Source organism: Trichocoleus sp. DQ-U1 (genome assembly GCF_039961925.1).
Lineage (GTDB): Bacteria > Cyanobacteriota > Cyanobacteriia > Cyanobacteriales > FACHB-T130 > FACHB-T130.
Genome location: NZ_JAMPKB010000001.1, coordinates 157,928 through 183,632 on the forward strand (window position 1 = coordinate 157,928; position 25,705 = coordinate 183,632).

The window sequence follows — 25,705 nt, forward strand, 5'->3', positions numbered from 1 at the left end:
TGTAATCATGTCTAAAGACACCCTCGTTACCGCCGTTGCTAGTTTTCTATGAAGAACTCCCCAAATTCGGGTAATGAAACAGCAGCTACCCGTTCCAATCGGCGTCTATGGGTACTCTTAAGCCGCACCGGCCTTGGCCTGGGAATTATCCTGTTGCTTGGCACAATTGGCGGGGTCTGGTGGGCGTGGATTTTTGTCCATCAGCGGTTAGCACCAATTGTTGAAGAAAATCTCAGTCAAACGCTGAAACGACCCGTGCAACTGGGGAAAGTCGAAGGCTTTTCCATCAACAATCTGCGCTTTAGTGCCTCCTCGATACCAGTTACGCCCACTGACCCCGACCGCGCTTCGGTAGAGGGTGTAGACGTGGTTTTTGATCCACTAGCGCTTCTCTTTAGGCGGACTTTGGAGCTACATATTACCCTGGTCAACCCTGATATTTACGTTGAACAAGACAAAGAGGGGCGCTGGGTTTCTACGGAACTGAAGTCAGAAGAACCGAGTGGGCCGATTAAGACGGATATCCAAAGCGTTCGGGTTCAAAATGCAGACGTTGTGCTGGTACCAACGCCCAAAATTGTAGAGAGGAAAAAAGGCAGCCAGGAAGCAAGAGGAAATGTAGATGCAACGCTGCCCTCTCAAAATCTCCCGCGCAGTAACACTCAAGACACCCTCTCCAGACGACTGGAATCTCTGCTTCCCAGAGCAGAGAGGAGGGGGGTACCAGTCGCTTTTCGTCAGGTAGGCGGTACGGCTCGCTTTTTCGATAACAACCAGCGGATTCGCTTTGATGTCAGCGCTCAATCTCAGGTCGAATTAGGGGCACCGACAAAAAGTGTCCCTCAAAAACAGCAGGCCAATCCAACACCTGCGCCCATCCAAAGCAGCCTCAAACTTTCTGGTGAATACCGCGCCCCAACCGGACAAACCAACCTGCAAGTTCAAGGGCAGAACCTGAGTGCAGTCGATGTCGATCGTTTAGCGAAGCTGCCAATAGACTTGTATGCAGGGCTGTTGGATGGCAACTTGGAAGTCCGATTCCAAAATGAAGAGCGAGCCACATTTCTGGGAACAGCTATCCTCAAAAATGTGAAAGCGCAGGTTGCAGAGGTGCCGCAACCGTTTAACAATGCCAACGGACTCGTGCGATTCAACGGATATGCGATCGCGCTGGAGAATGTCAACGCTCTTTACGGTCAGGTTCCCGCAGTTGCCAATGGGGTTATTGATACCCAAGAAGAAAAGGGTGGGTACAACATTGCCGCCCAAGTGAAATCGGTCGCGATCGCGACTGCCCTCAATACTCTCAAAGTAGAGTCACCCTTCCCCGTAACTGGACAAGTCCGCGTTGACGTGCAGCTCAAAGGAGCGCTGGAAAAACCGATCCTCTCAGGAACCGTCGCCACCCTCCAGCCCACCGAAAAAGTGCCCCTAATCGTAGATAAGGTAAACTTTCGCGGCATCAGCGGTCAATTTCAGATGATCGATACCCTCCTCACCATTACCAACATCCGTGCCTTGCCTAGCGTTGGCGGCAGACTGGCTGGTAATGGTCGCATTCAGATGGGCGACAAAGGAGGATTGGTATTCGATGTCATCGGTCAAGACATTCCAGGGGATGCCGTTGCCCAGATTTACAACGCCAAGCCGAGCAATATCCAAATCGGCACCGTAGCCGCCAAAGCACAGCTTTTTGGCACCACCGGCAACCTCCAGACCGTCGTGCAAGTTCAGGCACCCCAAGCCACCTACCCAGGCAGTGGAGAAGTCATCGTTACTCAGGACAAAACCTACTTTCGCAACACGACTCTGAGGGTCGGGGCAGGCACCGTCAACCTCAAAGGTCAGGTGGCAGAGGGTCGCTGGGAAGTGGCAGGCGTTGCCGATGATGTTCAACTAGCACGTTTGGCAGAACTCCCGCCACAGTTGCAGTCAGCCCAGGCAGATGGGGCGTTTAATCTAGCGGGAAGTGTCAATTCTTTCCAAGCGGAAACGATTCGCGGCACCGCACAAGCGAATGTCCGGGTTGCTGGTGGCACCGTCAAGGCATCAAAAATTGCGCTGAATGCAGGGCGCTGGCAAGCTTCTGGGCAGGCTTCTGCTGTCCAGTTGAGGCAGCTAGCCCCGCAACTGCCGCCGCAATTCCAAAATCAAACCGCAAATGGTTCTTTTAACTTATCTGGAAGTCTAGCTGCCTTTAAACCCGAAACCATTAGTGGCACCGCCTCGGTTCAACTGAATATTGGCGGGGGCAGCGTCAATGCCTCAAATGTTCGGCTTAACAACGGTCGCTGGCAAGCGTTTGGGCAAGCGTCTGGCGTTCAATTGGCAACGGTGTTGCCCCAATCACCCGTCCAAGGTCGGCTGAATAATGGTTCCTTCAACCTGTCAGGAAGTTTGGCGGCTTTCACCCCGGAAACGATTAGCGGGACTGCCCAAGGAAATCTTCAGGTGGGCGGTGGTCGCGTCAGTGCCACCAACGTGGAATTTGGCAACGGTCGCTGGCAAGCTTCTGGGCAAGCTTCTGGCGTCCAGTTGGCAAAGGTGTTGCCCCAAATTCCGCCGCAATTCCGAGGTCAGCTGAATAATGCTTCCTTTAACGTCTCCGGTAGCCTGGAAAATGTCAGCGCCGAAACGATTACCGGAGTAGCTTCTGGGCGTCTCAATCTTGGCGGGGGCACCGTTACTGCCTCGAATATCCAATTTAATAACGGTCGCTGGCAAGCTCGCGGACAAGCCTCTGGGGTACAACTAGCACGGGTGTTTCCCGAACTACCGCCGCAATTCCAAGGTCAGCTGAATAATGGTTCTTTTAATATATCGGGGAGTCTGGCGGCGTTCAGCCCGCAAACCGTTACCGGAACAGCTTCTGGAAGCCTGAATGTGGGTGGGGGAACCGTCAGTGCCGCCAATGTAGAGTTTGGCAACGGTCGCTGGCAAGCTCGCGGGCAAGCGTCTGAGGTTCAGTTAGCAACGCTATTTCCCGAACTGCCACCGCAATTCCAAGGTCAGCTGAATAATGGTTCTTTTAATGTATCGGGAAGTCTGGCGGCTTTTACGCCAGAAACTCTTAGCGGCACAGCTTCTGGAAGCCTGAATTTGGCCGGAGGCAGCGTCAGTGCCGCTAACGTACAGTTTGGCAACGGTCGCTGGCAAGCTTCTGGTGAGGCGTCCAATATCGAACTTGCTAGGGTGTTTCCGCAATCGCCCCAATTCCAAGGTCAGCTAAATAATGGTTCTTTTAATCTCTCCGGAAGCTTAGCCGCTTTCAGCCCCGAAACGATTACTGGCACGGCTTCTGGAAATCTGAACTTGGGTGAGGGAAGCGTCAGTGCCACCAACCTACAGTTCGGCAACGGTCGCTGGCAAGCATCTGGCGAGGCGAATGGCGTCCAGTTGGCAAAAGTATTTCCCCAACTGCCCCCGCAATTCCAAGGTCGGCTGAATAATAGTTCCTTCAACTTGTCCGGCAGTTTGGCTGCCTTCACCCCGGCAACCCTGAACGGGAGGATTTCTGGAAGTTTGAATGTGGGGGATGGCACCCTCACCGCCTCAAATGTTCAACTCCAAGACGGGCGCTTTGCGGGTTTAATTTCTGCTAACAATGTTGATCTAGAACAGCTTGCCGCAGCATTACCAGATTCCGTGCCGGTTCCGGCGCTGCGAGGACGGGTGAGTGGCAACGTTGATGCTTCTGGGTCGCTGAGTGCTGTCAATCCAGCGGCTATCCGAGCAACCGGACAGTTGCGCGTCGAGGATTTTGCCGCCAATGACTTAGTGTTCGACCCCATTCTCACCGGGCAAATCAATTTAGTCCCCGGACAGCCGAGTAGCGTTGAGCTAGCAGGCAATCAACAAGACCGGATTTCGCTGGTGTTGTCGCCTAGCTATCAACCCGTCTCTTTTTTAGTAAAGCGTGACGAGGTGCTGGCACAAGGCAACCGCGAGGGCGATTTGTTGGTGGTGGATGTGCAAAACGTTCCGCTCAAATTGTTGAAAGATTTAGCTCCCCAGAATGCCTTAGCAAGTCTACCGCCAGCGATCGCATCCCAACCCATCGAAGGTAAACTTTCTGGTGATTTTATCCTGAATCTCGCCAATTTTAATGTTGCCGGGAATGATGTAGCGATCGCTCAACCCGTGCTTGGTACCATTAAAGGCGATTTGCTGACCATCGGCAGTTTCCGCTATGCCGATGGTACCGCCACCTTGGATGGGGGAGAGTTCCGCCAAGGCGAAAGTCTATACGCCCTCGCCGGTAGCGTCACTCAAACCTCCAGCGGCCCAGAACTGCAAGGTTCGCTGAAAGTGGCTCAAGGAAAAATCCAAAACGTCCTCCCCCTCCTGCAAATCTTTGATTTACAAGACCTCGCCAGAGGCGGACAACCTCCTACCTATGCCAGCGCCGCTGAGGTTAAACCCCAACCCGTTGGTCTACCCAATGCGACCCTGGAAGCTCAACTGCGCCGCTTGTCGGAAATAGAAGCCATCCTTGCCGCCCAGAAAGAGGAACGGGAAGCTTCGCCCATTCCCGAACTCAAAGACCTCACCGGCAATTTCTCCGGCGGAATCAAAGTAGCAGCTTCCCCTAGACAAGGCATTAACCTCGACTTTGACTTTGGCGGCAATAACTGGAAGTGGGGCAGAGACGACCAGCCCAATCGTCTCTACACCGCTGATAATGTGATTGTCAAAGGCAGCTTCCAAAACGGCGTCCTCACCCTTCTGCCCTTACGAATTGAATCTGAAGAAACGCTGCTTGCCTTCACTGGCACCCTTGGCGGAACCGAACAAAGCGGTCAGCTGCGCCTGAGAAATGTCCCTGTCGCCCCATTCCAACAGTTCGCCAATTTACCAGTCGATATCACCGGGAATCTCAATGGAACCGCAACCCTAGCAGGCAGCATCAACAATCCCCAAGCCATCGGCGAACTGACTCTCATCGATGGCACTCTGAACCAAACCGCCGTCCAAGCGGCGCGGGGCAGTTTCCGATACACCAATGCTCGTCTGACCTTCAGCAGCACCATCGCCACTGCCGAATCTGGAGAGCAGGCAAGCCCGGAAGCTGGGGAGACTCGGCTCGATACTCAACCTGCAACAACTCCTCGTACCCCATCTCCAATCGCCAGTATCCCCTCGACGACTCAAATCACTGGCAGCATTCCCTTTTACCAGTTGCCCTTTGCCTCCGTTGCACCCGATAACAACCAACTCAGCCTGGATTTAAACGTTCAAAATGAGGGACTTTCCCTGTTAAACCTGCTTTCGCGTTCTGCTGTCACTTGGGTGGATGGTACCGGACAAGTGCAACTCAACGTTCAGGGTACGGTGAATCCAAATACGGGCAAATTAAACCAGCTTGTCGCTAACGGGATTGCGACTGTTGACGATGCCACTATCAAGGCGCAAGCTTTGCCCGAACCGCTCACCGATGTCAACGGTAGGGTCTTATTTAACTTTGACCGCATCCAAGTAGAAAACTTCCGGGGTGACTTTAGTGGTGGTGAAGTGGTCGCCTCCGGAGCCATCCCCATCTCAGGCACGGGGCAAGAGTCGGGGGATAAACTCACGGTTAGCCTTGAAAAACTCGCTGTAAATTTGAAAGGGTTATACTCAGGCGGCGTCAACGGCAACGTGGAGATTACTGGCTCGGCTCTCAATCCGCAAATTGGGGGTGAAGTGCGACTTGCCGATGGTCGGGTGCTGATAGGAGAGACGGCAGGGGATGGCACAAACGGAACGGCTTCACCCGGTGGTGGTACCGCTACCCCATCATCGCCAACCTCTAACGAGCAACCCTTCACTCCCGCATTTAATAACCTGCAACTGGCTTTAGACAAAGGCGTCGAAATCTCCCGCCCACCGCTGCTGAGTTTCCAGGCGACTGGTGGCTTTACTCTCAATGGCACTTTGGATGAACCTCAGCCAAAGGGGACGATTCGGCTAACCAGGGGTCAGGTGAATCTATTTACGACTCAGTTCCGCTTGGCACGCGGCTACGAACACACGGCTGAGTTTACCCCCAGTGAGGGACTTGACCCGGTTCTGGATATTCGGCTGGTCGCGTCTGTTTCCGAAGTAACCCGCAGCCGGATTGCTGACACAACCGCCACGGGTATTGTGAGTAGTGAAATTAGCGATGTTCCCGCTACCAATTTGGGGGCATTGCGAACGGTTCGCATTCAAGCCAGAGCCACAGGTTCGGCAAGTCAATTGGCAGATAATCTTGAGCTGACCAGTAATCCGCCTCGCAGCGAGAGCGAAATTGTCGCCCTTTTGGGTGGTGGCTTTGTGGAAACGCTGGGTCGAGGAGATACCACGCTAGGACTCGCAAATTTGGCAGGTTCGGCACTGTTGACACCTTTCCAAAATGTGGTGGGAGATGCGTTGGGATTAAGTGAGTTTCGCTTATTCCCCACGGTGGTTAGGGATGAAAAGTCCCGCACTTCAACGTTGGGCTTGGCGGCAGAAGTTGGGGTTTCCGTCACTCCTAAGCTTTCTGCCTCTGTATCGAAGATTTTGACTGCTGATGAGCCTCCTGAGTTTGGTGTTACTTATCGAGTCAATAATGAGATTCTGCTGCGAGGTGGCACCGATTTGTCTGGGGAAACGAGGGGAGTGGTGGAGTATGAAAAGCGCTTCTGAAAAAAAGGACTGAGGGGTGAGGACTGAGGACTGAGGACTGAGGGCTGAGGGGTAGAGATGTCAGGGGTGAGCAGTCAGGGGTGAGCAGTGACTATCGAGAGAATTGCCAACGACCTCGCTGTACTGCGTTGAGTGTGGCAATATATTCCTCCAAGTTAAAAGAAGACTCCGTTTCTTTTTGAGGGAGGGTTTCTTCAATGACAAGCGGCAAACCCAACATCGCCGCAGACGTATTCACTAGACAGTTGCCCAAATTCGTGGCATCGTAGCCACCTTCTAACAACAGCAGGTAATGCCCACCCACAGAGGCGATCGCTTCTGCGACTAAACGGGTTAGGTTGTAGTAAAGTTGGGCACTCAGGCACAAGCCTGCGCCAGGATCGTACAGGTAAAGATGATTGATATCATCGAAGTGTCCATCAAACCCTGCCGACACAATCACGATGTCGGGTTTAGCCTGGGCAATTAGAGTCGGTACAACGGTCTGGAACAAGGCCCAATACTCATCATCGGCTAGCTTCGCGGGTAGCGGCAGGTTAATAATGTTACCTTGTGCGCCAATATCCTCCAGATTGCCGGTTTGCGGGTAAAGCTCTTTACCAAACTGGTGGAGGGAGCAAAAAATGATACGCGGGTCGTCCTGTACGATATCTTGGGTGCCATCTCCGTGATGCAAGTCCCAATCCAAGATTAAAACACGCTCTACACCCTCTTTTTTTAAGCAATACTTGGCTGCGATCGCTGCATTATTAAATAAGCAGAAACCACCCGCTTGTTTGCGTCCGGCGTGGTGTCCAGGCGGACGGTTTAAGCACACAGCGCTTTGAATCTGCCCGGACAAAATGCCCTTGAGGGCGCTAATTCCTGCCCCAGCGGAAATCAAGGCGGTTTTGTAAGAGCCGGGGCTTACATAGGTAGACTCAGCCAAATACCCGCCAGCCGCACTGATTGCCCGGACTTGAGCAATGTATTCCGATGTGTGTACCGCCTGTAAATCCTCTTCCGTTGCTGGTTCAGGCTCAAGAAGAGTCATCTGCTGGCTTAACCCAAAATCTCTTAGCGCTGCCATTGCTGCTGTCAGGCGACTACTGGATTCCGGGTGGGGAACCGGACTAACGACTGGGTAAGGAAACTGAATTTGGTCTAACGTGTAAACTGGATCGAGCAAATCTTGCCCCGCTACCCGGTGATATAAATTATTTCCTTCGACCCTAATTTGACCAGGATCGTGTATAGCAAAATCAGGCGTATAAATTAGGGCAATTGGCAACATCTTGGTCATTAGTTATTCCTTCTTAGTTATGAGTCCTCAGGTAACAACTAATGACTTTTTATCCATTACCCATTGTCCGAAAATGGCATTTATGGATTTTTTGCAGGACTTGTATCGCTGCTCATTGGCTTGCGCTTCATCAACCTGGGACTCATACCAATCGCTGTGCCAGCAGGAACTGGGTTTATCTTAGTTGGTTTAGGAGGAATTTTTGCTGTACCAACTCTCTATTTCAAAGAAAACCGGCTCTTACGAACTGTTGGAGCCATTGTGTTAATTGTGGCAGCCCTCATTTTTGCGTTTATTGGATTGAGTTCCTACTGGGCACATCTTGCTAACTTCTCGATGTGGCAACCCATGCCAAAGTAATTGCCGTAAAACGACTCCAGTAAACTTACAAGGAGTAATCCGATGATTACATATCGCACCGTTTCGATCGATGGTTTAGATATCTTTTATCGAGAAGCTGGTTCTCGCGATAATCCAACGATTCTGCTGTTGCACGGCTTCCCAATCTCATCTCATATGTTCCGCAATCTGATGCCCGCGCTTAGCGATCGCTTCCATCTCGTTGCTCCCGATTATCCGGGTTTTAGTAACAGTTCGATGCCAACTGTGGATGAGTTTGATTACACGTTCGATCATCTGGCACAGATCGTCGAGAAATTTATCGCTGCGATCGCTCTCAAGAAATATAGCCTTTACTTAATGGATTATGGTGTTCCGATTGGTTACTCGGATTGCGGCTAAAGCTCCAGAGCGCGACACCGGGCACTTTGCGCTGGAAGAAGATGGGGATGCGATCGCAAACTACATCCGTCAATTTCTCGCGTCACGGCTTCAACCCATCCCTGCCTAATGAAAACAAAGAAACACTACTTTGATTTTTGTTGATTCTCTTAGGCTATGAAGTAAGCAATGAAAACGATTGAACGAGAAAGATACTCAACGTCAACAAAGTTTTAGAGGGTTTACAGATGAAGATTTTTGTTGCCGGAGCAACAGGAGCAATCGGTCGTCCGCTACTCAACCAATTACTTGCCAGAGGTCACGATGTTATAGCTCTAACCCGCTCCCCGGAAAGGGCACAGTCATTAGTGGCAGAGGGAATAGAGCCTGCGGTCGCGGATGTATTCGACGCTGATTCAGTTAAAGCGGCGATCGCCCGCGCTCAACCGGAAGTGGTGATTGAACAACTCACCGCCCTACCCAGGACTTACAGTCGTGAATCCATGAGTGCAGCAGCGCCTCTGAATACGCGCATTCGGTTAGAAGGGGGTGCCAACGTGCTGGCGGCTGCACAGGCAGCAGGGGTGCGCCGCTACCTGAGACAGTCGGTCGCCTTCTGGGGAATTCCCGGTACTGGATTGGCAGATGAGGAAACACCGTTATCGCTTGATGCCTCCCCCGCCGTTGCCGCCGAGGCTCGCCTCGTAACTGAGATTGAACACCGTTTATTGGAAACATCCAATCTCGAAGGAATTACTTTACGCTATGGTTTCTTCTACGGACCCGGCACCTGGTTCAACCCCGATGGCGATGTAGCACAACAGGTACGACAGCAACAGTTCCCCATTGTGGGAAATGGCGAAGGTGTTTGGTCGTGGTTACACATTGAGGATGCAGCGATTGCCACAGTTGCAGCCGCAGAGCAGGGCAATCCTGGTGTTTATCTGATTGCGAACGATCGCCCTTTAGCGGTGCGCGAATGGCTCCCTGAGTTTGCTCGATCGCTGAATGCTCCACCACCGCCACAGGTATCAGTTGAGGATGCTCTGAAAAGGGATGGTGGTGCGGATATTGTTTACTACCAGACTCAGATGCGAGGCGTATCGAATGCCAAGGCAAAACGCGAACTGGATTTTCAGCCGCGATCGTTGGAGTGGATCGTTGACAGCGCCGTGGCTGATGCCAGTTAACGTTCTAGCATCCAGATGGCTATCGTAATCAGGAAGAATGAAGGCATCATGACAACTCAAAATGTAACCATTCCAGCCTTTTCAGGCGGCAGTTTTAACGCCTATCTATCAGCACCCGGTACTCAGCCTCGTGCAGGGATTGTGCTGATTCAAGAAATTCTTGGGGTCAATCCGAATATGCGACAGACTGCCGATGATTATGCTAAGGCAGGCTATTTGGTACTGGTGCCGGATCTGTATTGGCGACTGGAACCCGATGTACAACTCGATCCTGGCAAGGAGGAGCATTGGGCTAAAGCCTTTGAGCTACTTCGAGCATTTGATGTGGATAGCGGCGTAGAAGACCTCAAGGCCAGTCTATCTTTTCTGCGGCAGTATCCCAGCAGCACAGGCAAGGTCGGCAGTGTGGGCTTTTGTTTGGGCGGCAAACTGGCATATTTCATGGCAACACGTACCGATGCGGATGCCAACGTCAGTTACTACGGTGTTGAGATTGACAAGAATTTAGCGGAGGCGACAAAGATTCAGAAACCGCTGATATTGCATATGAGTGGAAATGACGAGTATGTGTCCCCAAGCGCTCAAACAACCATTCAGCAAGGACTGAAAGACAACCCTCTGGTCACAATCTATCGCTATGAAGGAGTGAGTCACGGGTTTAGCCGCATGAATAGTTCCGCTTATCGCCAAGAAGCCGCAGAATTAGCACGCGATCGCACGTTGGCGTTTTTAAAACAGCATTTAGGGTAGCGGGACTTAAACGCAAAGCGATTGAGATTTGGCGCACAAACAGCTATCAACTTCAACAAGTGTGAGGTAAAAGATGACAAAAGTTTTAATCGTTTACGCAACTGATTACGGCAATACCCAGAAGATGGCAGAAGCGGTAGCATCTGGTGTGACATCAGTTCCAGGTACTGAAGTGGCGGTAAAGTTTGTTGAGGATGTTACTGAAGATGATGTAATCGCCAGTGATGGTTTACTGAAGAGAGGCTGGAAGCTGCCAAGTATCATGGTGCGAATGTAACACGAGTGGCTGCTGCCTTAGCAGGCAAAGAATTGTTTGCCAAGTAAAAAACTCAGGACTAGCCCTCAGCAGGAAATAATGTCGCCTCGGAAACAATGTTGATGGGACAAGGATTGTTATCTACAATCCTTGTCCCATCAACAAACCCTGCTAAGTTAACTAGCTTGACAGTGCTACTTCAACAGATTGTTTACTGCCAATCAGTAGCTTAGCTAATTTTTCCTTAAGAGCCTCTGCTGATTCTACTGCTGGCATCATCCTAAGCATGAACTGCCAGGGTGGTTATAACATCAATATTTGGCAGAAACATACTTCTGGTGAACTACTCTATCGTGCAACTAATCCCAACGGGAATTTAAGTTTGGGCAGAGGAACTAGCCAAAGGACAGAAGGCGTTTGAGTGTATAAGTTTCGGAATAGAAACTATGAATATTGGGTGTGGGATGGTACGTTAGATAATCCGCAGGCTGGAACTTTAGAGGTGTATAAAAACAACCGGATCTTGATGCAGCGAGCTTGTAGGAAAAGTTGAATCCTAAGAGAGGGTGTTATTCTCTAATGCTCGAATTGCGAACACGATGAGCGAATGATTCAGCCGTTTTTCATCTGAAAATCAGAAGTTGGCAGTCGGATTCCGGTATTTTTGCTTACCTTGGGATGCACTTGCTTCGCCCATACTTTACACCCCATTTACATCTACCGAAAGAGTTCAATCAGGGGATTTTCTCAAGATGATTCACTCGTTCCTGGCTGAGTGGAAAAGCCTGAAGGATATCAAGCCGGAGCGATAGTGAAATACTAGGGCAATGTCTTTATCGCTCACTGGGCTTCAAAACTAAAGGAGGGAGATCCCAATGAGAACGGCTGTCGATTACATGATAGCTTTACGATCTCATGTCTAGTCCTGCCGTTGCACACGCCAGAATCATTAGACCTCATGATTCATGCAGGAGATATAAATATACCGCCAGGTAGAAATATAAGGTTTTCCGACATTTTTAGTGGATGAAACTCTGATTGGTATCTTAAGCTACGAATACAGGGAGCGATGTATGGGGACTTAATAATAAGGATTATTAAGTTTATAAGAATTGATGAAGCTGCTTCTGGTTGAATGTTGGCGACGGTAGGGAAGAATTTTAAAATTATCCCTCCATTTATATACCTAAATTTCTAACTACCGAGGTATATTTTTTTCCGCCATATATGCATTGCGCTTCTATTCCCATGCATAGGCGGCAACTACACCTGATTTCATACGGTTGTGCCCACTGCGATCGCAATCGGGGTAGAGATACATTGTTAATTAAGCAAGTACATAAAAGTTTATGCATGGGGAAATGCCACTTCACCCATCGCCTAAACAGCTCGGTAGAGGAAAGTTGCTATGTTTCAACATTTCACAGACAAAGCCGTTAGGGTAATTATGCTATCCCAGGAAGAAGCACGTCGCCTGGGACACAACCTCGTGGGCACCGAGCAACTCCTTTTAGGATTAATTGCAGAAGGCACGGGTGTGGCGGCTAAAGTTCTGATCGATCAAGGCATCACCCTCCAAGCATGCCGGATTGAGGTAGAAAAAATTATTGGTCGGGGGTCTCGCTTTGTACCCTCTGAAATTCCCTTCACCCCTAAGGTGAAGCGTGTTTTCGAGCAAGCCTTTCTGGAAGCAAAGGCTTTCGGACATAACTATGTAGGCCCGGAACACCTGCTGCTGGGGTTAATTCAAGAAGGGGAAGGGGTTGCCGCCAAAGTGCTGCAAAACCTGAACGCTAACCCCGATAACCTCCGTACCGCCGTGATTCGGATGCTAGGAGATGTCACAGCCGTCTCTGCGGGTAGTGGAGAAGATCGTTCGACATCCGGACGTGGCGATCGCAAAACTGCAACGTTAGATGAGTTTGGCACGAATCTGACCGCACTCGCCGCACAAGGCAAGCTCGATCCGGTTGTGGGTCGCGCCAAAGAAATCGAACGCGCTATCCAGATTTTAGCTCGCCGCACCAAGAGCAACCCGGTGTTGATTGGAGAGCCGGGGGTTGGTAAAACTGCGATCGCTGAAGGTTTAGCTCAGCGGATTGTGAATAAAGACGTTCCTGGCTTCTTGGAAGATAAGCAGGTGATCGGTCTGGATATGGGTTCGCTGATCGCGGGTACCAAATTCCGGGGCGAATTTGAAGAACGCCTCAAGAAAATTGTGGATGAAGTTCGGACATCGGGGAACGTCATTCTGGTCATTGACGAAGTGCATACCCTGATTGGTACGGGTTCAACCGAAGGTGGCATGGATGCTGCGAATATCCTCAAGCCAGCATTAGCGCGAGGCGAGTTGCAGTGCATGGGAATGACCACCCTGGACGAATACCGCAAGCATATTGAGCGAGATGCTGCCTTAGAACGTCGCTTCCAGCCGATTATGGTAGGCGCACCCAGCGTCAGTGAAACCATCGAGATTTTATTTGGTCTGCGCGATCGCTACGAGCAGCACCATAAAGTTAAAATCTCTGATGTTGCTCTGGTTGCAGCCGCCAGCTTGAGCGATCGCTACATCTCAGACCGTTACTTGCCGGATAAGGCAATTGACCTGATTGATGAAGCGGGTTCTCGCGTCCATTTGAGAAACAGCAAGTCTTCTGGGACTGGACAACTGAAGCGCGAACTGCGTGAAGTGACCAAAGAGAAAGAAGCGGTTGTGAAGGCTCAAGACTTTGATAAAGCGGGACAACTGCGCGATCGCGAGTTGGAACTTGAGGCGCAATTGAAGGCGATCGCTGACAACAAAAAGACAGAAGTCATTAACCCTGAAGATTCCCCAGTGGTTAACGAAGAAGACATTGCTCAAATCGTTGCTTCTTGGACTGGAGTTCCTGTCAGCAAACTCACCGAATCCGAATCGGAATTGCTGCTGCACTTAGAAGATACCTTGCACCAGCGTCTCATCGGTCAAGAGGAAGCCGTCACCGCCGCCTCTAAGGCGATTCGCCGCGCCCGCGTTGGTCTAAAAGACCCCAACCGCCCCATCGCCAGCTTTATCTTCTCTGGCCCCACCGGAGTTGGTAAGACGGAACTTGCGAAGTCCTTGGCTGCTTACTTCTTCGGTTCCGAAGAAGCGATGATCCGCCTGGATATGTCGGAATTCATGGAAAGCCACACGGTTTCCAAGCTGATTGGTTCGCCTCCTGGATACGTAGGATACGACGAAGGCGGTCAGTTAACCGAAGCGGTGCGTCGCAAGCCTTACACGGTGGTACTATTCGACGAAATCGAAAAAGCTCACCCCGATGTGTTCAATATGATGCTGCAACTCTTGGATGACGGTCGCCTGACCGATGCTCAAGGTCGCACAGTAGACTTCAAGAACACCTTGATTATCATGACTTCCAACGTCGGTTCTAAAGTCATTGAGAAAGGCGGCGGCGGTCTAGGCTTCGAGGTAACTGATAATCAAGCTGAAGCGCAATACAACCACGTTCGCGCTTTGGTGAATGAAGAACTCAAGCAATACTTCCGTCCTGAGTTTCTCAATCGTCTCGACGAGATCATTGTCTTCCGTCAGTTGACGAAGGACGAAGTGAAGCAAATTTCTGTAATCATGCTGCGCGAAATTGCCGAACGCTTGACCGAACAGGGAATTACTTTGGAAGTAAGCGATCGCTTCAAAGACCGTGTCGTTACCGAAGGCTACAGTCCTGCTTACGGTGCAAGACCGCTGCGTCGGGCGATTATGCGACTCCTGGAAGACAACTTGGCTGAAGCCATGCTATCTGGCACTATTCAAGATGGAGACACAGCCATCATTGATGTTGACGATGACGGTCAGATTCAGGTAGTCAAATCCGAACAGCGAGAGTTACTTCCGGTCGCCTAAGGGCATAAGTTACGCAATTCATTAGCTAAGATTTAGCACTTTCATCCCCTGGCATTTCTGCCAGGGGATTTTTTTTTCAACCGTCAATTTCTGCTCAAAAAAGGCTGCTGGCGAGATATAGCAATTAGAGCTAAAACTTTAAAATCCACAGAGGTTGGGGAGTCACAAGCGGGAGTTCCCCTGCTCTTGCGATGTGGCGTTTAAGGAAACCAATCCAACTCTTATAAATATTTGTTGGGTTGACCGATGGTATGGGTTGCTGACAAGCGATACTTTCAGTGGGCTTCGCCAACGCATTCCCATGATGCACAGATGTGAATCCATGCCAAAATTCTATCTAGAATTGCAGGCGATCGCGTTCTGGAAAATCTAAGCAAAAAGGAATTTTCATGATTTCTGATTCAATTTTCTATACCTACATGGATAGCCCTCTGGGACGTATCTTAATCGCGCAAAACTCAGTTGGGCTAGTGGCAATAGACTTTCAAGAAGGACTGGCTGCAAAGTCTCCAGAAGCCACTTGGCATTTCCAAAAGAAGCTAGACGGTGACGCCGTTGATCAACTTCAGGCATATTTCAATGGCGAATTGTATCAATTCACGCTACCACTTGCCCCCATAGGTACGGTGTTTCAACAGCAGGTTTGGACAGCCCTACAGTCGATTCCTTACGGTCAAACGATATCTTATGGAGAACTGGCGAGAAAAATAGGATTGTCAACAGCAGCGCGTGCTGTGGGAGCAGCCAACGGTAAAAATCCTCTGTGTATTATTGTGCCTTGCCATCGTGTTATTGGCAGCAACGGCACACTTACAGGTTTTAGAGGTGGAGTCCGTCTTAAAGAAGGTTTACTAGAACTTGAGCGCAGACATAGCGCAAAATCTAATCGGCAATTGACAATGGCTTTAAGCAACAGTTAAAGACGTGATCGCATTTTTTTGTTTCTGGAAGACGTTTTTTGATGCTGTCTTTGATGATGCAATCGCTCAAGTGCGAATCAGCATATTATTGACGGCTGCTTCATCGGGTAATGGGAAAATGAAGCGATCTCGCATATTGTAAATGCTGCCTTAATGGTTCTACTAACTGTTTGAGTAGCATGGTGATGCAATTTTCCGCCTCAATGCGATCGCGAATCATCATCCCCTTGCTTCCAAAGTCGATGTCTTTGACGCGCAGCCGCAATCTCTCGCCACGGCGCATTCCTGTACCGTAGAGCAAACTGCTACCTACTCCTAAGCTTGGGCACTTCTTCAAAACTTTGTACTACAAAGTGTAATATTAACTAGAATAGTACATTTAGACTGCAATAAGTGTCTGAACAATGAAACCCCCTGAGCCTGCACAGTTCTATTGCTGTGAACGAACAGCAACAACAAAAGATCACATTCCTCCCAAATGCTTCTTCCCTGAGAAGAAATACTTGCCTAGCAATAGCCCTAACTATAGAAGCCATCTAATAACTGTACCTTCATGTTCAGAACATAATAATTCCAGATCCAGTGATGATGAATATGCAGCAGCAGTGATCGTTATGAACTCCAAGAGTGATCTTGCATTTACCATTTTTAAGTCAAAATGGGTTCAAACCCTGCTTAGGCGCGAAGGTGTCTTAGGAAAGAGAATCTTTTCCACTGCTAGAAGCGCAAGAGTTATTTCTGAAAATAACGGCTTACTTATCCCTTACGAGACTTTAGCTATTTCATATGAGATGCGGCGTATTGAGCGTGTAATTGAATCGATTGCTCGTGCTCTTTACTATCGTGAGTCAGGCTATCAAGAGAAGTGGCTTAATAGCTGCATTATCAAAAGTCCCAACCTCTTAAATAGGAACTTGAGCAACTCACAAGATGCCTACGTTTTGAATCATATCAATCAAGGCTTTATTCATGGAGAAAAACACCAAGAATTAGGATGAACTAAAAAAGGGTCTTGTCCAGACGTGTTCTACTACCAATTCTTAAAATCTGAAGATAAAAATTTCATCATCAGGATGGTCTTTTATGACGACTTTACATTTCTAGTTTTCTTGAAAGAGAAAGAAACTACGCCCAGTCCTATAATTCTCGCGATCTAACATATCGTTAGAGCCAAGCGCCGGGAGGCTATCTGTTGCAAGCAAGAGGTTATCTGCTATCGCTAAAATTCACCGTTATGAATCGCCATAATTGAGATAATTTGCTCATTCTACGGGTGTATGTCTTGCCTCGCTAAGGGCATCGGCACCAGGATTGACGACAAATAAGAAGCTGAATTATGCTCAAAACCGAATTGAAAATTTTAGAAAGTTGCCTGTAAGACAATACTGCAATGATTTTTGGCTGGAAGTGCTGCAAGTGGCTTTGGGGCAGAATGCTTGTCGAGCATTTGCTTCGTCGCTATACTGTAGATACTCTGTAGATACGTACTTGAATAAGGGCAGAGTATAGAGAGCGGTTTCGCTAGATGGAGATTCAGACTATGGCTGCGACTGTTGCAAAGTGGGGAAACAGTCTTGCTGTTCGGATTCCACAGAATTTAGCCAAGGAGATCCAGTTAGCTGAAGGGGCTGAGATAGATATTAGTGTGGTAGATGGAACTCTAGTTATCAAGCCCAGAAATCGAAAGCGTTACTCGCTTGATGAGCTTATTGAGGGAATTACACCGGAGAATCTTCACACTGAAATTGATAGTGGAATCGCTGTAGGGAATGAAGTTTGGTAGCACAAGCAAATCTGTATATTCCAAGCCGAGGAGATATCGTTTACTTGGACTTCGATCCGACAAAGGGGCACGAACAGAGGGGTCATAGACCAGCTTTTGTAATCTCGCCTCTTGTTTATAACGAGAAAAGCTCCCTGGCTTTGTTCATGCCTATCACAAAACAACAAAAAGGATATCCTTTTGAAGTTCTCTTGCCATCTGGATTGAAGATTCAGGGGGTTATTCTTGCAGATCAGATTAAGTGTTTAGACTGGAAAGCTCGTGGTGTTCAATTTGTCGAGTCTGTGCCAGAAAGTCTGATTGAGGAAGTACAAGCAAAAATTGAGCCACTTTTGCTATAACTAATCAATAAATAGCTTGACAAATTGAAATCTCTGGCCCCAGTCAGAGTTTAGATTCAACTACTTAATCAAACAAGCCATCTACCTTTTGACGAAAGGCAATCAAGGCATGATTGCTCGAAAACTCCTTCAGGTCTTCTAGTAATTGGTCTGATATCTCTTTTGACACAATGGTTTTGACTTCAATGTTGGTGTTATAGCCAGCGATATCTCCCATACGTTTACCGTGACTACCAGCGCCCTTGGCTGGAATAATGGTGTAGCCAGAAGCACCCAATCCGCTGAGCAGCTTAACTAGGCGATCTTGCAATACCGTTTCGCAAATGATCGTGACGAGATAGCCCTGGCTGTGAGAAATGGTCATAAAAATTTTAGGAACAATTGTGTCCCCATTATTTCACAGAGCAGTTGCAGGCTAGGGGAAGGCATCTGAAAATCTACTTAAGGGCTGAGATCCCAGAGCTAGGATTGAAATAGTTAGAGGATTTTTGAGAAGCTAATTTTCTAGGAAAAAGCTCTCAGAGATCGCACATCCATACAATCGTGCGAGACAAGTTTTGATGAGTTACGCTGATTTCAAGGCCCTCTAGATAGTATCTTGCTCAAGATAAATTCAGAGGGATAGAACGCATTCCAGGCTGACGGATGAGTGGCGCTGCATTCAAGAGGAAGCTGTATGGACGCAGAAATTAAACCAGAAGACGCAACCAAAGCAACCAGCAATGCTCCAGAAATGGGTGGCGGTTTGCCCGTCGTGCAATATTGGGCAGAGCATACCCTATCACCCGAAGGGCCAAAACTGTGGCAAACGTTGTTGCATAAAAGTGCTTGCTTGTCCTGTGCTTGGGGAACGGGGGGACAAAAGGGCGGCTTCGCAAACGAGTTGGGGGAAACGATGCAACGCTGCGCCAAAAGCGTAGAGGCAATTTCCGCCGAGTTGCAACCAGCCGTCTCGACCCATTTTTTCGACAGCCACAGTATCGCCGAACTTCAACAGTTAACTTCCTTAGAAGCGGATCGCCTCGGTCGTCTCAGTTTTCCGGTCATTCTGCGCGAGGGGAAATCTCATTACGAGCGGATTTCCTGGGATGAGATTTACGAGATTAGCGAAGCTGGTTTTCGCAAGTCCCCGGAACGAGTCGCCTCCTATAGTTCCGGGAGATCGTCGAATGAAGCGGCTTATCTGCTGCAACTGATGATGCGATCGCTGGGGTCGAATCATTTGGCAGATTGCTCCGATTTGTGCCACGTCCCCTCGACGGTGGGACTGAAGCAGATGTTTGGTTCTGGCACCTCAATGGTGAGTCTGGATAGCCTGAAAAAGGCAGACTGCGTGGTGCTGATTGGGTCGAATGCACCTGCTAACCATCCGCGCTTGATGAACGAACTGATCGAGTTGCGCGATCGCGGTGGCAAAGTTATTGTCGTTAATCCAGTAATTGAAGTGGGGTTGGTTAAGTTTGCATCCCCAGCATTTCCCCTCAAGTCGCTATTTACCGGATCGGAGATTTCCTCACTTTATCTGCAACCGATTCCCGGTAGCGATGTGGCGCTATTTATCGGCATCCAAAAAGCGCTAATTGAACGCAACTTAATTCAAACAGATTATCTTTGCGCCCATGCTGAGGGTTGGGAAGCAGTTGTCGATTATGCTGGCTCTATTTCCTGGGATGCGATCGCGCAAACTTGCGGTGTTTCCCAACAGGAGATCGAAGTCGCCGCCGAACTAATCGCCTCTTCTAAGGGTGTGGTGTTTGCTTGGGCGATGGGTGCAACGCAGCAAGAAAACGGCGTGGATAACATCTATGCGATCGCCAACACGGCTCTGCTGACAGGGAATGCGGGCAAAGAGGGCGGCGGTACGATGCCGATCCGGGGACACTCCAACGTCCAGGGTTTTGGCTCGATGGGTGTGACAGTCCAACTCAAAAAAGAGATTCAAGAAGCGTTAGAGAAATTGCTAGGGCGATCGCTCAACCGCAACCCTGGATATCGCGCCCGCGACTTAATTGATGCGGCTGATGCAGGCAAAGTAGACACCTTGATTTGCCTTGGTGGCAATCTGTATGCGGCGAACCCGGATTTAAATCAAGCAAAGCGAGCTTTAAGCAATATTGAAACCATTATCTACCTCGCCACCAAACCGAATTTAGGACAGTTTCACGGATTAGCGAAGAAAAATACCATCATCATTCCCGTATTTAACCGCTTTGAAAATCCGCACCAAACTACGACTGAATCGGGCAACAACTTTGTGCGGCTGAATGATGTTGGTAAAACCCATCTCAAGGATGCATATTTGATTTCCGAGGTGGAATTTCTCACACAATTGGCGCATTGCATTCTTGGCAGCGATCCGGTTGATTGGCGCAAACTTCAAGATACCAAATATGTCCGTCAACTGATTGCCAAAACGATTCCTGGCTTTGAGCAGATGGCAACGATTGATGAAACCAAGGAAGAATTCACCATCGCCGGACGCATTTTCAATGAACCTAAATTTGCTACACCGTCCGGTAAAGCGAATATGTTTGTCACGCCATTACCAGAATTGCATTTACCGGAAGCAAAAGAGTTTGGAGTAACGGAATCTACCCAGAGCATTGTATTAGCATTGATGACGGGACGCAGCTACTCGCAACATAACACGGTAGTTTATAAACAAGGCGACAAATATCGCGGAATGCCGCACCGAAATTGCATTTTAATGAACCCATCTGATGCAAAACAAGCAGGATGGCAAGAGCATCAACGAGTGACGGTGCAAGGCGATGCAGGCAAGTTAGAGAATGTTGAAATTATCTTTGGTGCTGTGCGTCAGGGAGCAGCAATGATGTTCTATCCCGAAGTTAACATCATCTTCAAAGCGCGTATAGATAAGCAGTCTGGGATACCTGCGTTTAAGCGCGTTCCGGTTGTAGTTTACTAATTGTGTCTTATATGGAAAGAGGAGACTCGATTCGTCTCATTAGCGCAAGAGTTGTTACACGCTCCGAGCGAGAAGTCTATGAAGAGGGTTGAGCCAGAGATGGAAGATGAGATGCGATCAGAATATGACTTACAGAGCCTACGAGTCAGAAATTTAGGTTCTAAAAGAAAGAGTTTTAGAGGGATAATTGTTCGCTAAAAACCTGAGACAAAAGAGATGCTTACCAAGTCCAATTCAGTGAATGAAGCTCTACAGTTTTTAATGAAAATTATGAAGTGAAACCACGACAAAAAATGACAGTTATGTAGCGATTGAGATTGCCAGGGAGCCAATTAACAGTTTAAACTTGATTTAGACTGGATTAATAATTAAAAGTTGTCCTTGCGTATGAGCTTTGAAGAAGATATAGCCAAACTCAACCAATACTATTTCTTTCGAGAATTCACTTTCTCTAAGAACACTTTTCGTCCAACACCAACGGAAGAAGTTGAACTCGCTGATAATGTTATCTGGCTAGACGATATTCTGAACATCTACCAATTAAAAGAGCGCCAAGCCCCCAGCAACACAAGTCCTGACAAGGAACAACGGTGGTTTGAGCAGAAAGTTTTAGGCAAAGCAACGCGACAAATACGCGATACTCTCAATTATCTCAAGAACCATAAAGATATTTACCTTCAGAATCACCGAGGACATGCTTTCAATGTTACAGTCTCGTCGTTAGAGTCTGTACATAAGCTCGTTTTGTATAAAGCTCACGAAGCTCTTCCAGAAAGCTGTAGAAAGCAGAAACACTATAGAAGCCAGACGGCAGGTTTAATACATCTAATTCCAGCGGATGATTATTTGGGGACACTTCGGACGTTGCTTACACCTGCTGAAGTTTCAGATTATCTTGCGTTTCGAGAAAAACTGATAACCAATTGGGAGGAGGATGTTTTAAATCTGCCCGAACAGGCATTAGTTGGTCAGTATTTATCTGGTATCTCGAATGAAAAGCCTAAATTTGTATTTGTTGAGTATCTTCGGAAACTTCAACACAGAGCTGATGAGTGGGATATGACAGGAGTGATAAATGTTTTTCCTGAACGTGTGACAACTGATAATGTTTCAACTGACTACTATTACATTGTGAAAGAAATTGCCAAATTGATGAGAAATGAATTACGAGAGTTAAAAACACGATTCCAGCTATCAATGGAGAAAGCAAGCGCTAATGAATTTGTGTTGCCGTACAGGATGGCAATACCACGTACAGGCTGCGGGTTTGTGTTTATTCCTTTAACAGATGACTTCATTGAGCATCGTCTACAATTTCTCCAAAATTTTACCTATGCACACAAATATGATCAAAGACTACCAAAGTGTATCGGTGTTTCTTTCGCGCCAGAAGAAGATGGATGGTATTCAGTAGAGTGGTGCTATATAGAGTGTCCGTGGCAAGAAGATCCTGAGATGGAAAATAGGCTGCGACAGAACAATCCATTTGGCGAAGTACGAGCTGTAGAACTTAGTCAGTATACATTTGGCAGTGTAGAAGAGTAATCTACTGTGTAAATCGCGGCATAACAATTCGGTTGCAGCCGAAAGTCCTTGGTGTGGAGTTCAAGGCTATCAGCTACCGCTGAACTGGGTCGTTAAACAACCAAAAGGAAATCGCTTCTTTCACCTCTCTTAATACAGTTTATGCTGAGTTAGAATCCAGACAATCTGCTTACTCGACAAATTTATGTCAAACTTGCTGAGGACATCGGCGCAAGGAGTAGTGATACTTTAGGTATTTTTATCGGTTGGCGAGTTGGCGAATTTTGTAACATAAGAGAAGTCCAATTACCAGTTCCGGTAGGCTATGGAACCCTTAGTTGACAGAATTGTTAAGAAATTACATCATCTGTCTCAATCCAAATTACATTATGTGCTTAATTTTATTAAATTTTTGTCCTGGCAAGAAGAACGCTCAAATCAGTTAGATGTTGGTGAGTTTATAGCAGGAATTTACGGCTCTACCTTTGAAAATATTGCAGATCAGCTAGCTGACGAACTAGCCAGAAGTGTTGGAACGAATGTACCTTTATTATTCGATTATGCGGTCAGCCGTGTAGGAATCTACGAGGAGCATCCATAACGTTGATCTATCTCGTAGAGACGAATGCCCTGTTGCGCCTTAGCGATCGCAACTTTGACTCTCTGGCCGCTTGAGTGCGCTCGCGCGATGTCTGTAGGATGATTATTCAGTCAATTCAAGCCAGTAAAGTACATCTTTTACGGTATGGTGATACTCGCTATCATGTGAATAACAGCGTATGCCTACCGCAGAACAGGCTCTTGCCTGTGTCAGAGTATGCCAGATGCTCTCAAATGGATATCAGCCTATTCATGTATTTCGGTATAACCAGAACACCAAGATAGTGTTTATCCTTGCTGGTGTAACTGAGAGTTTGAAAATTCTAATTTTTTCCGATGGTCAAGGTCGCTTTAATGATGAAGCCTGACTTTAGCAAAATGACCCGTCAAGAACTGAGAGCCTATGTTTTGGCTCACCGAGAGGATGATGAAGCAATTGAGGCTCTGATTAAACGCAGGAATCCTAATAGCCAAAAATATCGATTTCCTAAGACGGAAGAAGATTTGAGGGAAATGGAAGAGATCCTAAAGGGAAAACTGGGTAGCAGTTGAGAAGCTTTTTAACACTTGCTTTAAAATTGAATATTTTGATTTTATTGAGTCCTTGACCAGGCGAAAAGAACGCACAAACCAGTTAGAGGACAGTTAGTTTGAAGCAGAAATAAGCGATCGCATCTTCAGATTTTTTGAATTTGCAACTTGGGCAAACGCGATCCAGACTGAGATAAGGATTCATTTCGGAGCGAAATCGGATGCCAAATTTGATTGACAGAATTACAGTTAATCCGAAGCAGTGTGGAGGTCGTCCCTGCATTCGGGGTATGAGAATTCGGGTATCAGATGTGCTGGACTTGTTTGCGGCTGGTTTAAGTGCCGAAGAAATATTGGAGGAAATGCCCGATCTGGAAATGGAGGATCTGAAAGCAGCACTCACCTACGCGGCGCGTAAAGTCGATCATCCAGTTCTGGTGGCATGACGATTTGGGTAGATGCACAACTGTCGCCTGGAATTGCACCCTGGATCGCGAATACATTTGGGGTGACAGCAGTAGCCTTGCGCGATATTGGTCTGAGAGATGCTGAAGATTATGAGATTTTTGAGGCAGCAAAAGCGCAAGGAGCGATCGTTATAACCAAGGACAGAGATTTTGTTGATTTGGTCGCTCGCTACGGGGTACCTCCACAAATTATCTGGCTGACGTGTGGCAATACATCAAATACGCGATTGCGAGAGATTTTGAGTGCAACATTGCCAGACGCTTTGGAGCTTTTGCGCTCAGGCGAGATGTTAGTAGAGATTAGCGGGGATTAGTCCATCAATGAATAACTGGCGATCGCTCTCAGGTGCTTGTGGAAAAATAGAAGCACTGAATTATTTTTGTTGTGGTTGCCATGAATATAGTAGAACTAATGCCCACCTTACGAAGCTTGTCTCGTGCAGACAAGCTTAAAGTCATGCAGTTTCTAGTTTTAGAATTAGCGAAGGAAGAAGATGCGCTGCTATTAGAAGCTGGGGGGATATATCCAGTTTGGTCGCCCTACAATTCCCACGAAGCTGCCCAAAAACTAGCTCAATTGCTGGAAGAGGATAGCCAGACGGACAATGCCTAACTCTCAAAGATTCCCGTTTGTAGAGAGGAATGATGCCTTTGGAGTTCCTGATGCTGTACCAGAGTTACCTCTAACCTTAATTTACCGAGATACTACTGTGCAGATTTCAGGGTTGTTGGACACTGGAGCTAGCATCAACGTTCTACCTTACAGTGTCGGCATTCAATTAGGAGCAGTTTGGGAAGAGCAAACTACCTCAGTCATGCTTGCAGGAAATCTAGCTCCTGTTGAGGCAAAAGGATTGTTAGTATCTGCTAAAATTAGGGATTTTGTGCCTGTTCGTTTGGTATTTGCGTGGAGTCTGTCAGACGATGTGCCATTACTGTTGGGACGTATGAATTTCTTCTTGGAATTTAATGTATGCTTCTATCGATCGCAGATGTGGTTTGATTTGTCACCAAAGCAGTGAACAGTGAGTGTTAAGCACAAATGCGCGATCGCAACTTTGACCCTCTCGCTGCTTGAGTGCGATCGCCGATGTCTGTAGGATAATTATTCAATTCAAGCCAGTCAAATACATCTTTTACGGTATGGTGATACTCGGTATCATGTCAATAACAGCCTATGCCTACCGCCGAAAAGGCTCTTGCCTGCGTCGGAGTATGACAGAGGCTCTTCTTAAATGGATAATTATGGCTAAACTGGCTTGAGCCTGCCGTCCCTTGCTAACTCGTACTTGCTGCACCAGGGCTGGATTGAGAAAGCTCCCAGATGTCCAATTTTATATAAACGATAGTAGCCATAGGCTGTTTGGCACTCTGGAAAATCGCGGGGCAAATTGCGCCATTTAATTCCATTATCTGCTCGGTAGACAATAGCATTCAAAATCTCTCGTAAGTTAACCTCTCAGTGTTTACAAATCAGTGTTTACAAAAAGGCTTGGCACGGAGTAAAAAAGGTTCAATCTGTTGCTGTTCCTCATCGTTAAAGTCACTGTCGTAAAAGGGTTGACTCATTTGTTACATCTTGTATCGATTATTTGATCTCCTGCTATATACTCGCTTCATATCTATTTACCAACTGTCTCTTACATCTCAAGTTTTCAGCCCATCAATTAACTACAGAAATACTTTGCTGATTCGCGTGTTTGCTTAGTAATTGTTAATTTTTTTACTAACTTTACTGTAAAGCAAAAAAAAATGCTATGACTTGTTCGCTCAAATTTAAACAAACTAATCTCGACTCGCTCAAACCTGAATCTGTTTATAAAAAAATATTGCTCATTAAAAATTATTAAGGACTAATTTAGATTAACAAGGGAA

At 47.7% G+C, this 25,705-nt stretch carries 22 protein-coding genes and 3 pseudogenes; 21 read left to right on the forward strand and 4 right to left on the reverse strand.

Translation table 11 applies throughout. The annotated features are described in order from the left end of the window. Positions 1-48 precede the first annotated feature (48 nt). Entirely contained in the window at positions 49-6,648 is a 6,600-nt protein-coding gene (locus tag NDI34_RS00720; RefSeq protein WP_348231555.1) for a translocation/assembly module TamB domain-containing protein, read from the forward strand. Positions 6,649-6,739: 91 nt separating this feature from the next. Here the strand turns inward: NDI34_RS00720 and NDI34_RS00725 are convergent, their stop codons facing one another. Further along, positions 6,740-7,930 carry a histone deacetylase gene (locus tag NDI34_RS00725; RefSeq protein WP_190536683.1) on the reverse strand — a complete coding sequence of 397 codons (1,191 nt, stop codon included), beginning with the start codon at positions 7,928-7,930 and terminating at the stop codon, positions 6,740-6,742. A 63-nt stretch (positions 7,931-7,993) separates the two neighbouring features. On the opposite strand from NDI34_RS00725, the gene NDI34_RS00730 reads away from it, so the two are divergent. From NDI34_RS00730 to NDI34_RS00760, 7 genes and pseudogenes are all read left to right on the forward strand, one after another. Then, positions 7,994-8,290 (forward strand): DUF981 family protein, encoded by a 297-nt coding sequence (locus tag NDI34_RS00730; protein ID WP_199300670.1) that lies wholly within the window; start codon positions 7,994-7,996, stop codon positions 8,288-8,290. Positions 8,291-8,332: 42 nt separating this feature from the next. Continuing rightward, positions 8,333-8,684: pseudogene (locus NDI34_RS00735) on the forward strand (alpha/beta fold hydrolase); the annotation flags it as partial. A 214-nt stretch (positions 8,685-8,898) separates the two neighbouring features. After that, complete coding sequence (locus NDI34_RS00740) at positions 8,899-9,840, forward strand: NAD(P)-dependent oxidoreductase (RefSeq protein WP_348231556.1); 942 nt, start codon at positions 8,899-8,901, stop codon at positions 9,838-9,840. 48 nt (positions 9,841-9,888) lie between these two features. Next, positions 9,889-10,590, forward strand: coding sequence for a dienelactone hydrolase family protein (locus tag NDI34_RS00745; RefSeq protein ID WP_348231557.1), 702 nt, complete (start codon positions 9,889-9,891; stop codon positions 10,588-10,590). Positions 10,591-10,663: 73 nt separating this feature from the next. Continuing rightward, complete coding sequence (locus NDI34_RS00750) at positions 10,664-10,867, forward strand: flavodoxin domain-containing protein (protein ID WP_190416112.1); 204 nt, start codon at positions 10,664-10,666, stop codon at positions 10,865-10,867. A gap of 1,387 nt (positions 10,868-12,254) precedes the next feature. Further along, a complete protein-coding gene (locus NDI34_RS00755; protein WP_348231558.1) occupies positions 12,255-14,735 on the forward strand; it encodes an ATP-dependent Clp protease ATP-binding subunit in 2,481 nt (826 codons plus the stop codon). Between the two features lie 389 nt (positions 14,736-15,124). Further along, on the forward strand, positions 15,125-15,655 hold the full coding sequence (locus NDI34_RS00760) for a methylated-DNA--[protein]-cysteine S-methyltransferase (protein ID WP_348231560.1): 531 nt from the start codon (positions 15,125-15,127) through the stop codon (positions 15,653-15,655). Positions 15,656-15,755: 100 nt separating this feature from the next. Here NDI34_RS00760 and NDI34_RS00765 read toward each other — a convergent pair whose 3' ends face one another. Further along, positions 15,756-15,992, reverse strand: coding sequence for a tyrosine-type recombinase/integrase (locus NDI34_RS00765; RefSeq protein ID WP_190434905.1), 237 nt, complete (start codon positions 15,990-15,992; stop codon positions 15,756-15,758). A 67-nt stretch (positions 15,993-16,059) separates the two neighbouring features. On the opposite strand from NDI34_RS00765, the gene NDI34_RS00770 reads away from it, so the two are divergent. From NDI34_RS00770 to mazF, 3 genes are all read left to right on the forward strand, one after another. Beyond that, complete coding sequence (locus tag NDI34_RS00770; protein WP_348231561.1) at positions 16,060-16,653, forward strand: hypothetical protein; 594 nt, start codon at positions 16,060-16,062, stop codon at positions 16,651-16,653. 542 nt (positions 16,654-17,195) lie between these two features. Next, positions 17,196-17,438, forward strand: a complete 243-nt coding sequence (locus tag NDI34_RS00775; protein ID WP_190439501.1) for an AbrB/MazE/SpoVT family DNA-binding domain-containing protein — start codon at positions 17,196-17,198, stop codon at positions 17,436-17,438. Beyond that, entirely contained in the window at positions 17,432-17,779 is a 348-nt protein-coding gene (gene mazF, locus NDI34_RS00780; protein WP_190439508.1) for an endoribonuclease MazF, read from the forward strand. The genes NDI34_RS00775 and mazF overlap by 7 nt, the downstream gene beginning before the upstream one ends. Positions 17,780-17,843: 64 nt before the next feature. On the opposite strand, the gene NDI34_RS00785 is transcribed toward mazF, so the two are convergent. Continuing rightward, complete coding sequence (locus NDI34_RS00785) at positions 17,844-18,143, reverse strand: hypothetical protein (protein WP_190416119.1); 300 nt, start codon at positions 18,141-18,143, stop codon at positions 17,844-17,846. A 312-nt stretch (positions 18,144-18,455) separates the two neighbouring features. On the opposite strand from NDI34_RS00785, the gene NDI34_RS00790 reads away from it, so the two are divergent. From NDI34_RS00790 to NDI34_RS00835, 10 genes and pseudogenes are all read left to right on the forward strand, one after another. Continuing rightward, positions 18,456-20,708, forward strand: a complete 2,253-nt coding sequence (locus tag NDI34_RS00790) for an FdhF/YdeP family oxidoreductase (RefSeq protein ID WP_348231562.1) — start codon at positions 18,456-18,458, stop codon at positions 20,706-20,708. Beyond that, a pseudogene (locus NDI34_RS00795) lies at positions 20,702-20,800 on the forward strand (BrnT family toxin); the annotation flags it as partial. The gene NDI34_RS00790 and the pseudogene NDI34_RS00795, both read left to right, overlap by 7 nt. A 295-nt stretch (positions 20,801-21,095) precedes the next feature. Then, the gene (locus tag NDI34_RS00800; protein WP_190985122.1) at positions 21,096-22,253 is read left to right on the forward strand and encodes a hypothetical protein; all 1,158 of its coding nucleotides are present in this window, start codon (positions 21,096-21,098) and stop codon (positions 22,251-22,253) included. Between the two features lie 304 nt (positions 22,254-22,557). Then, positions 22,558-22,833, forward strand: coding sequence for a hypothetical protein (locus NDI34_RS00805; RefSeq protein WP_190985121.1), 276 nt, complete (start codon positions 22,558-22,560; stop codon positions 22,831-22,833). A 178-nt stretch (positions 22,834-23,011) separates the two neighbouring features. Continuing rightward, positions 23,012-23,200: a hypothetical protein gene (locus NDI34_RS00810; RefSeq protein WP_190985120.1), complete on the forward strand. Its 189-nt coding sequence runs from the start codon at positions 23,012-23,014 to the stop codon at positions 23,198-23,200. Further along, positions 23,187-23,384, forward strand: a complete 198-nt coding sequence (locus tag NDI34_RS00815; protein WP_190820343.1) for a hypothetical protein — start codon at positions 23,187-23,189, stop codon at positions 23,382-23,384. Before NDI34_RS00810 ends, NDI34_RS00815 begins: the two co-directional genes overlap by 14 nt. 200 nt (positions 23,385-23,584) lie before the next feature. Continuing rightward, a complete protein-coding gene (locus tag NDI34_RS00820; protein WP_190985119.1) occupies positions 23,585-23,809 on the forward strand; it encodes a DUF433 domain-containing protein in 225 nt (74 codons plus the stop codon). Continuing rightward, the gene (locus tag NDI34_RS00825; RefSeq protein ID WP_190416125.1) at positions 23,806-24,144 is read left to right on the forward strand and encodes a DUF5615 family PIN-like protein; all 339 of its coding nucleotides are present in this window, start codon (positions 23,806-23,808) and stop codon (positions 24,142-24,144) included. The genes NDI34_RS00820 and NDI34_RS00825 overlap by 4 nt, the downstream gene beginning before the upstream one ends. A gap of 80 nt (positions 24,145-24,224) precedes the next feature. Then, the gene (locus NDI34_RS00830) at positions 24,225-24,443 is read left to right on the forward strand and encodes a hypothetical protein (RefSeq protein ID WP_190439524.1); all 219 of its coding nucleotides are present in this window, start codon (positions 24,225-24,227) and stop codon (positions 24,441-24,443) included. Then, positions 24,436-24,852 (forward strand): retroviral-like aspartic protease, encoded by a 417-nt coding sequence (locus NDI34_RS00835; RefSeq protein WP_190439528.1) that lies wholly within the window; start codon positions 24,436-24,438, stop codon positions 24,850-24,852. The genes NDI34_RS00830 and NDI34_RS00835 overlap by 8 nt, the downstream gene beginning before the upstream one ends. Positions 24,853-25,079: 227 nt before the next feature. Here NDI34_RS00835 and NDI34_RS00840 read toward each other — a convergent pair. Next, a pseudogene (locus tag NDI34_RS00840) lies at positions 25,080-25,274 on the reverse strand (transposase); the annotation flags it as partial. Between the last annotated feature and the right edge of the window lie 431 nt (positions 25,275-25,705).